Source organism: Novosphingobium sp. B 225 (genome assembly GCF_002198665.1).
Classification (GTDB): domain Bacteria; phylum Pseudomonadota; class Alphaproteobacteria; order Sphingomonadales; family Sphingomonadaceae; genus Novosphingobium.
In genome coordinates, this window is sequence record NZ_MWLM01000060.1 from 1 (window position 1) to 7,504 (window position 7,504).

Annotated in this window: 9 protein-coding genes; 7 read left to right on the forward strand and 2 right to left on the reverse strand. The window is 63.9% G+C overall.

Annotated features, from left to right (window positions below):
* The 7 genes from MNBBLIKP_RS18385 to MNBBLIKP_RS10935 form a co-directional block, all read left to right on the forward strand.
* Nucleotides 1-510: cold-shock protein (locus MNBBLIKP_RS18385; RefSeq protein ID WP_303395818.1), on the forward strand; the 510-nt coding region annotated here is incomplete at its 5' end.
* A 127-nt stretch (nt 511-637) separates the two neighbouring features.
* Nucleotides 638-1,828 carry an aspartate aminotransferase family protein gene (locus MNBBLIKP_RS10910; RefSeq protein ID WP_088310289.1) on the forward strand — a complete coding sequence of 397 codons (1,191 nt, stop codon included), beginning with the start codon at nt 638-640 and terminating at the stop codon, nt 1,826-1,828.
* A complete protein-coding gene (gene argF, locus MNBBLIKP_RS10915) occupies nt 1,828-2,754 on the forward strand; it encodes an ornithine carbamoyltransferase (RefSeq protein WP_088310290.1) in 927 nt (308 codons plus the stop codon). The genes MNBBLIKP_RS10910 and argF overlap by 1 nt, the downstream gene beginning before the upstream one ends.
* Complete coding sequence (hslO, locus tag MNBBLIKP_RS10920; protein ID WP_176399741.1) at nt 2,751-3,659, forward strand: Hsp33 family molecular chaperone HslO; 909 nt, start codon at nt 2,751-2,753, stop codon at nt 3,657-3,659. The genes argF and hslO overlap by 4 nt, the downstream gene beginning before the upstream one ends.
* A gap of 118 nt (nt 3,660-3,777) precedes the next feature.
* Nucleotides 3,778-4,188, forward strand: a complete 411-nt coding sequence (locus tag MNBBLIKP_RS10925) for a DUF3617 domain-containing protein (RefSeq protein ID WP_254913006.1) — start codon at nt 3,778-3,780, stop codon at nt 4,186-4,188.
* A 40-nt stretch (nt 4,189-4,228) separates the two neighbouring features.
* On the forward strand, nt 4,229-4,915 hold the full coding sequence (gene queC / locus MNBBLIKP_RS10930) for a 7-cyano-7-deazaguanine synthase QueC (RefSeq protein WP_088310291.1): 687 nt from the start codon (nt 4,229-4,231) through the stop codon (nt 4,913-4,915).
* A gap of 19 nt (nt 4,916-4,934) precedes the next feature.
* The gene (locus tag MNBBLIKP_RS10935; RefSeq protein ID WP_088310292.1) at nt 4,935-6,527 is read left to right on the forward strand and encodes an MFS transporter; all 1,593 of its coding nucleotides are present in this window, start codon (nt 4,935-4,937) and stop codon (nt 6,525-6,527) included.
* Here the strand turns inward: MNBBLIKP_RS10935 and MNBBLIKP_RS10940 are convergent.
* Together MNBBLIKP_RS10940 and MNBBLIKP_RS10945 are read right to left on the reverse strand one after the other, a co-directional pair.
* Nucleotides 6,515-7,042: a superoxide dismutase family protein gene (locus MNBBLIKP_RS10940; RefSeq protein ID WP_254913007.1), complete on the reverse strand. Its 528-nt coding sequence runs from the start codon at nt 7,040-7,042 to the stop codon at nt 6,515-6,517. The genes MNBBLIKP_RS10935 and MNBBLIKP_RS10940 overlap by 13 nt on opposite strands.
* 101 nt (nt 7,043-7,143) lie before the next feature.
* Nucleotides 7,144-7,504, reverse strand: a 361-nt coding sequence (locus tag MNBBLIKP_RS10945; protein WP_254913008.1) for an OmpA family protein, incomplete at its 5' end; no start/stop codon positions are given.

The following is a 7,504-nucleotide window of genomic DNA, read 5'->3' on the forward strand; positions in this document are numbered from 1 at the left end:
GGCGGTGGTGGCGGCATGCCCGCCCAGGTCGTTGGCGAAGGCACCGGCACGGTCAAGTTCTTCAACGCCGGCAAGGGCTTCGGCTTCATCCAGCAGGATGGCGGCGGTGAGGACGTGTTCGTCCACATCAGCGCAGTCGAACGCGCCGGGCTTGATGGTCTGGCCGAAGGGCAGCAGCTCAAGTTCAACCTGGTCGATCGCGGCGGCAAGATTTCCGCCAGCGACCTTGAAGCCGTGGGCGATGTGATCCCGGTGGAAAAGCGCCCCGAAGCGCCGCAGCGTCAGCTGACCGGCGAACGGTCGAGCGGCACGGTCAAGTTCTTCAACGCGATGAAGGGCTTCGGCTTTATCACGCGTGATGACGGCCAGGCCGACGCATTCGTCCACATCAGCGCGGTTGAGCGTTCGGGCATGTCAGGCCTCAATGAGGGCGACCGGCTCGAATTCGATATCGAAGTCGATCGACGAGGCAAGTATTCGGCAGTCAACCTCCAGCCCAAGCAGGACTAAGTCCCTGCCGGCTCACTGCCCCGGTCCATCCGGAGCAGGTTGACAGCCCAAAATTCGCAAATGGCGGCTCCCGGCGGGCCGCCATTTGTCGTTTTCCAACCCGCCGGAACTGAAGAGGACAACAGCAATGTCGATTACCCCGCTTATGCCAGTCTATCCCCGCTGCGGTTTCCGGCCGGTGCGCGGTGAACACTGCCATCTGATCGGGGAAGACGGCCGCCGATGCCTCGATTTTGCCAGCGGAATCGCGGTCAACCTGCTGGGTCATTCGCATGAAGGGCTGATCGGCGCGATCCAGCGCCAGGCGGCAACGCTGATGCACGTCTCGAACCTCTATGGCAGCCCCCAGGGTGAACATCTGGCCCAGCGGCTGGTCGACCTGACCTTTGCCGACACGGTGTTCTTCACCAATTCGGGCGCCGAAGCGGTGGAATGCGCGATCAAGACCGTGCGCGCCTATCACCAGAGCGCGGGCAACGATCACAAGTTCGAGATCATCACGTTCAAGAACGCCTTCCACGGGCGGACCATGGCGACGATCAGCGCGAGCAATCAGGACAAGATGCACAAGGGCTTCCTGCCGCTGCTGCAGGGCTTCAAATACGTCGATTTCGATGATCTGGAAGGCGCGAAGGCGGCGATCGGCCCGAATACTGCGGGCTTCCTGGTCGAACCGATCCAGGGCGAAGGCGGGATCCGCCCGGCCTCGGACGCGTTCATGCAGGGGCTGCGCGCGCTGGCTGATGAGCATGACCTGCTGCTGGCGCTCGATGAAGTGCAATGCGGCGTGGGCCGGGCCGGCACGCTTTATGCCTATGAGCAGTACGGGATCGTCCCCGATGTGCTGGCCACGGCCAAGGGCATTGGCGGCGGGTTCCCGTTCGGCGCCTGCCTGGCCACCGAACAGGCGGCGCGCGGGATGGTGATCGGCACCCATGGTTCGACCTATGGCGGCAACCCGCTGGCCATGGCGGCGGGTGAAGCCGTGCTCGATGTTGTCGCCAACGAAGAATTCATGGCCGAAGTCCGCGCCAAGGGCGAACGCCTGCGCAGCCGGATCGAACAGTTCATCGGCAACTATCCCGACATGTTCGAACTGGTGCGCGGCCGCGGCCTGATGGTCGGGATCAAGATGAAGTTCGAAACCCGCAACTTCGTGGCCCACCTGCGTGACAATCACGGCCTGCTGACCGTGGCCGCCGGAGACAACACCCTGCGCGTGATTCCGCCGCTGGTGATCGACGATAGCCACATCGATGAATTCATGGACAAGCTGTCGGCCGGTGCCGCCAGCTTCCAGCCGCCGGAGGCTGCGTGATGGTCAGGCACTTTCTGGAACTGTCCGATGCGGGGAGCGACGGGCTTGTCGCGATCCTGAACGATGCGGTCGCGCGCAAGGCCGCGCGTGCTGGCCGTCCCGAAGGCTGGGTCGATGCTGACGCGCCGCTGAAGGACCGCGTGCTGGCGATGATCTTTGAAAAGAACAGCACCCGTACCCGCGTGTCGTTTGATATGGCGATGCGCCAGCTCGGCGGATCGGCGCTGATCATGGATGCCGGGACCACCCAGATCGGGCGCGGGGAATCTATTGCCGATACCGCGCGCGTGCTCAGCCGCATGGTCGATGCGATCATGATCCGCACCGATGATCATGCCAAGATCGAGGAATTGGCGCACTATGCCGGTGTGCCGGTGATCAACGGCCTGACCGACCGGTCGCACCCCTGCCAGATCATGGCCGATCTGCAGACGCTGATCGAACATGGCAAGGCGCTGCCAGGCCTTGAAGTGGCCTGGCTGGGCGATGGCAACAATGTCCTCAACTCGATCGTCGAGGCGGCAGGGCTGCTGGGATTCCATGTCCGGATCGGGGTGCCGGATGGCTATGATTCCGATCCGGCCTATATCGCGGCGGCGCGTCAGCGCGGGGCGCGGATCACGGTAACCCGATTGGCGCAGGAAGCTGTCAGGGGCGCGGATGTCGTCGTCACCGATACCTGGGTCTCGATGGGACAGGCCGGGGGTGAGGCGAAGATTGCGGCGATGGAACCCTATCAGGTCAATTCGGCGCTGATGGCCGGGGCCAAAAGCGATGCGCTGTTCCTGCACTGCCTGCCCGCGCACCGCGGCGAGGAAGTGACCGATGGCGTTATCGACGGGCCGCACTCGGTGGTTTGGGATGAGGCGGAAAACCGTATCCATGCGCAAAAGAGCGTGCTTCGCTGGGCCTTCGGCCAGTTGTGAGCGCACCGCAGCACATTGCCGAAGGTGAAACCGGTTATGACCGGGTGCTGGGCTTCACCATCCCGTCGCGCGATGCGCGCGGCCGGGTGGTGCGGCTGGGCCCGGTACTGGAAACGATCCTTTCGGCGCATGACTATCCGCCGCCGGTAAAGCATCTGCTGGCCGAAGCCCTGGTGCTGACGGCGCTGATCGGATCGCTGCTGAAGGATGATCAGGGCCAGCTGACCATGCAGGCGCAGACCGAAGCAGGGGTGATCGATCTGCTGGTCTGTGACTTTCGCGGGGGGGAACTGCGCGGTTATGTGCGCCACGATGCGGAGCGGCTGGCCTCGCTTGGGCCCAATCCTTCGCTCTACGCGCTGTTTGGTCAGGGCTATCTGGCCATGACTTTCGATCTCGCCACTTCGGGCGAGCGGTACCAGGGGATTGTCCCGCTTGATGGGGATTCGCTGGCGGCGGCCTGCGAAAGCTATTTTGCCCAGTCAGAACAGGTTCCGACCCTGATCCGCGTTGCGGTGCGTTCGGACCGGCAGGGCTGCGTCGGCAGCGGGCTGCTGGTCCAGCATCTGCCCGATGGTGAGGAAGGGCGCGAACGGCTGCACGTGCAGCATGATCATCCGCAATGGGAACACGTCAAGGCGCTGGCTGGATCGCTGCGCCACGACGAGCTGATCGATGCCGACCTGTCACTGGAAACGCTGGTCTGGCGGCTGTTTCATGAAGAGAGCGAAGTGCGGGTCTTGCCGGTCCAGCCGCTCAGCAGAGGATGCCGGTGCAGCGTGGCGCACTATCAGGCAGTGCTGGCGCGTTTTCCCGAAGACCAGCGGCTGGAAATGCGGGACGATCAGGGCAAGGTCGTGGTCGATTGCGCGTTTTGTTCGCGGTTGTTTGAAATCGACCTGTAAACACTCTGTTCATCGCTGATGTTGCACGGTTGGCCGCAGCGCGTCGCCATGTTACAAGCGATTCGCAATTGCTGCGCCATCTTGGCGGACAGCAACAGGTGACCAAAGGGCAGCCGACGTGGGGAAGAAGCATTTGCGCAAGGCCGGAATTCTGGCGGCAAGCTTGATTGCCTGCGGCGTTCCGCTGTCCGGACAAAGCCCTCAGCTTGCCATGCTTGATCAGCTTGATGCCGGTCGCTGGGTGATGCGCCCGCGTGAAGTTGGCGCTGCGGCGCAGGCATTGTGTGTGCCCAACGGTCGCCGCCTGATCCAGCTGCGCCATCAGGATTCAAGCTGTGACCGGGTGGTGGTGCAGGACAGCCCGAATGAAGTGACGGTGCAGTACACCTGCCGCGGCAAGGGCTATGGCCGCACCCACATCCGCAAGGAAACCAACCGGCTGGTGCAGATCGACAGTCAGGGCATCGCCGATGGTCTGCCGTTCGATTTCAGCGCCGAAGCTCGCCGGGTGGGGGACTGCGCCAGCTGATCCCATTGCCAAGCGGCATGGCGCGGGCTAGCCCGTGTTGATGCAGAACGGGAATGGTCGCGATGCGGTGGTGTTGCTTTCGGGCGGGCTGGATTCGATGGTGTCGGCCGCTTTGGCACGCGAAGCCGGCTATCGCATCAATGCGCTGACCATCGATTACAATCAGCGTCATCGCCGTGAAATTGCGGCCGCCGGTGAAATCGCGACGCTGCTGGGTGCGGTCAGGCATGTGGTCTTGCCGCTCGACCTGCGTCAGTTCGGCGGATCGGCGCTGACCGCAGATATCGCCGTGCCAAAGGACGGGCTGGGGCCGGACATCCCGGTGACCTATGTGCCCGCGCGCAATCTGGTATTCCTCTCGCTGACCCTGGCCTGGGCCGAAGCGATCGGTGCGCGCGATCTGTTCATTGGGGTCAATGCGCTGGATTATTCCGGCTATCCCGATTGCCGCCCGGAATTCATCGCGGCCTTCCAGGATCTGGCCCGGCTGGCGACCAAGGCCGGAGCGGAAGGCGGGGATTTCACGGTTCATGCCCCGCTGCAAATGCTTGGCAAGGCGCAGATTGCGCAGGAAGCTGCGCGGCTCGGTCTGGATCCGGCGATGAGCTGGTCGTGCTATGATCCGGTGCCGGATGGCCGCGCCTGCGGGCTGTGCGATTCGTGCCGATTGCGCAAGGATGGCTTCGCCGCGGCGGGCTTGACCGACAACACACAGTATGCGGCCTGACCGCGTGGGAGAAAGCAGCATGTCGGACCAGCCCAACCCAGCCCCGGATGCCTCCGCACGGGCTGAACCCTATAGCTGGTACGTGCTGGGCGTGCTGGTGCTGGTCTATGTGCTCAACTTCGTTGACCGCCAGATCCTGTCAATCCTGGCCAATGACATCAAGCGCGACCTGGGGCTGAGCGACGCCGATCTGGGCTTTCTCTACGGGACGGCCTTTGCGGTGTTCTATGCGCTGTTCGGGATTCCGCTGGGGCGGCTGGCGGACAGCTGGAAGCGCGTCCGGTTGATGAGCATCGGGCTGGGGTTGTGGTCGCTGATGACGGCGCTTTCCGGCTTTGCCAGAAATGGCGCCATGCTGACCGGCGCACGGATCGGCGTGGGGGTGGGGGAAGCCACCGCGAGCCCGGCGGCCTATTCGCTGATTTCCGACCTGTTCCCGCGGCATATGCGGGCAACCGCGCTGGCGATCTACAGCTCGGGGCTCTATCTCGGCGGGGGCCTGTCGTTGCTGATCGGGGGGCTGATCGTGCAGCGCTGGGACCTGACTTATCCGGGGGGAGGGCCGCTGGGCCTGGTCGGCTGGCAAGCGGCATTCATGGCGGTGGGGCTGCCGGGGCTGCTGCTGGCACTGTGGGTTTCGACCCTGCGTGAGCCGGTGCGCGGTGCGATCGATGGCCTGCCGACGCCCAGCGATCCCAACCCGTTCCGCGGTTTCTTTGATGAATTGCTCGATGTGATCCCGCCTTTCACCTTGCTTGGTGCAGCACGGCGCGGGCCAAAGGCGCTGGTGGCCAATCTGCTGGTGGCCGCCGGGATCGCCGCCGGCGTGTGGGTGCTGGTCTTGCTGCTGGGCCGTTCGACCCTGCAGCAGTGGAGCTTTGTCGGCGTCGGGGTCTATGCCGTCTATTGCTGGACAGCCGCACTGCGCCAACGAGACTACCCGACCTTCCGGTTGATCTGGGGCAGTCCCGCGTTCCTCTGCACCACGCTGGGTTATGGGATGGTATCGTTCACCAGCTACGCCTCGTCCTATTGGGGCGCACCCTATGCAGAGCGAGTCTTCCACATCGCCAAGGCCAATCTCGGCTGGCTGATCGGCGCACCCAGCGCGGTTGCCGGTTTCCTGGGGGTGATCGCGGGGGGTTGGCTGGCCGACCGGTTGCAGCAACGCACCGAAAATGGCCGGGTGATCGTCGTCCTGATCGGCCTGCTGACGCCGGTTGTGCCGCTCGTCCTCGCCTACCGGACCGAAAGTTTTTCAGCCTTCGCGATGCTCAGCTTCATCGCCATCGCCTGCTCGTCCAGCGCGCTGGGTGCAGCTGCGGCGGCCAGCCAGGCGCTGGTCCTGCCGCGGATGCGCGGAACCGCAACGGCCACCTTCTTCCTGGCGACCACCCTGGTTGGTCTGGCGCTGGGGCCGTTCATGGCCGGCTATGTCTCGGCGAGGAATGGCGATGACCTGGCGCTTGGCGTACTTTCAACGCTGATTGCGGCGCCGATCGGTACGGTGCTGTTGCTGGCAGCCATGCGGCTGCTGCCTACGGCCGCCCACAGCGTCGCCGCGCGGGCGCAGGCTGCGGGTGAACCGCTGGAACAGTCTCAGGGCCGCTGAATAACCCCGCAGGCGACCCGTTTGCCGCTGTTGCCGCTGGGGTCTGTGCGATAATCATCGGCCGCTGCGTGAATCACGATCGCGCTGCCATCACTGTCAAACAGGGCTTGCTCCACTTCGGCCCGCGTTCCGCGCAGCTCGGCCACGACAGTGCCGGCCCCAAGCTGGTTAAGCACCACATTGGGAAGATCGCCCAGATGGCTGCCTGCCGGATTGTCGGTGCCATGCTGATGCCCGCCGGGATTGAGGTGCGGTCCGGCCGAGGTGAAATCAGGTCCGGTGCATTGTCCCACCGCATGCAGGTGGAGGCCGCGCGACCCCTCGGATAGACCGGCCAGGGCAACATTGATGCTAACCCGGTCCTTTCTAACCAGGAACTGCGCCGTGCCGACTGGCACTCCGCTGGCCAATTTCAGCGTGGCGGTGCCAAGCCGGGCTGTGGGTACGTCGTTCAAGGTTGAACAGGCGGCCAGCAGGGTCAGTGCAGTCAGTCCGGAAATGCGCCTTATCGTCATGTCAGGTCTCCGATCGAACACACCATGCCACTGCTTAGGCGCAAAAGAAAAGGGGGCCGGATCGCTCCGGCCCCCCAATCTTGTCAGCACCTTGCGGCTGCTTACATGCCCGAACCCGGACCGTAAGTGATTTCCACCCGACGGTTCTGCAGTTCGCGCACGCCGTCAGCGGTCGGGACGCGGTTGTTGTTTTCACCGAAGCCCTGGCTGCTGATCGCGCCATCGGTAACACCGTGCGAGGTCAGGTAACCACGAACCGAGGTGTTGCGACGTTCAGACAGACCCTGGTTATAGGTGGGCTTGCCCGAACGGTCGGCATAACCGGCCAGCATGATCGGAACGTTGTTGCAGCTGCCGTAAGCCGTGATCGCGCTGTCGAGGATCGACGCCGCTTCCGGAGTGATGTCCGACTTATCCCAGTCGAAGAACACAATGTACGGGCCCTTGTTGCACACAGCCACC

What these genes read in the sequence shown, in the direction of transcription:
- MNBBLIKP_RS10935 (WP_088310292.1), top strand. Translation starts at nt 4,935, where the DNA reads ATGTCGGACCAGCCCAACCCAGCCCCGGATGCCTCCGCACGGGCTGAA.
- queC (WP_088310291.1), top strand. Translation starts at nt 4,229, where the DNA reads ATGCAGAACGGGAATGGTCGCGATGCGGTGGTGTTGCTTTCGGGCGGG.
- MNBBLIKP_RS10940 (WP_254913007.1), bottom strand. Translation starts at nt 7,042, where the DNA reads ATGACGATAAGGCGCATTTCCGGACTGACTGCACTGACCCTGCTGGCC.
- MNBBLIKP_RS10910 (WP_088310289.1), top strand. Translation starts at nt 638, where the DNA reads ATGTCGATTACCCCGCTTATGCCAGTCTATCCCCGCTGCGGTTTCCGG.
- argF (WP_088310290.1), top strand. Translation starts at nt 1,828, where the DNA reads ATGGTCAGGCACTTTCTGGAACTGTCCGATGCGGGGAGCGACGGGCTT.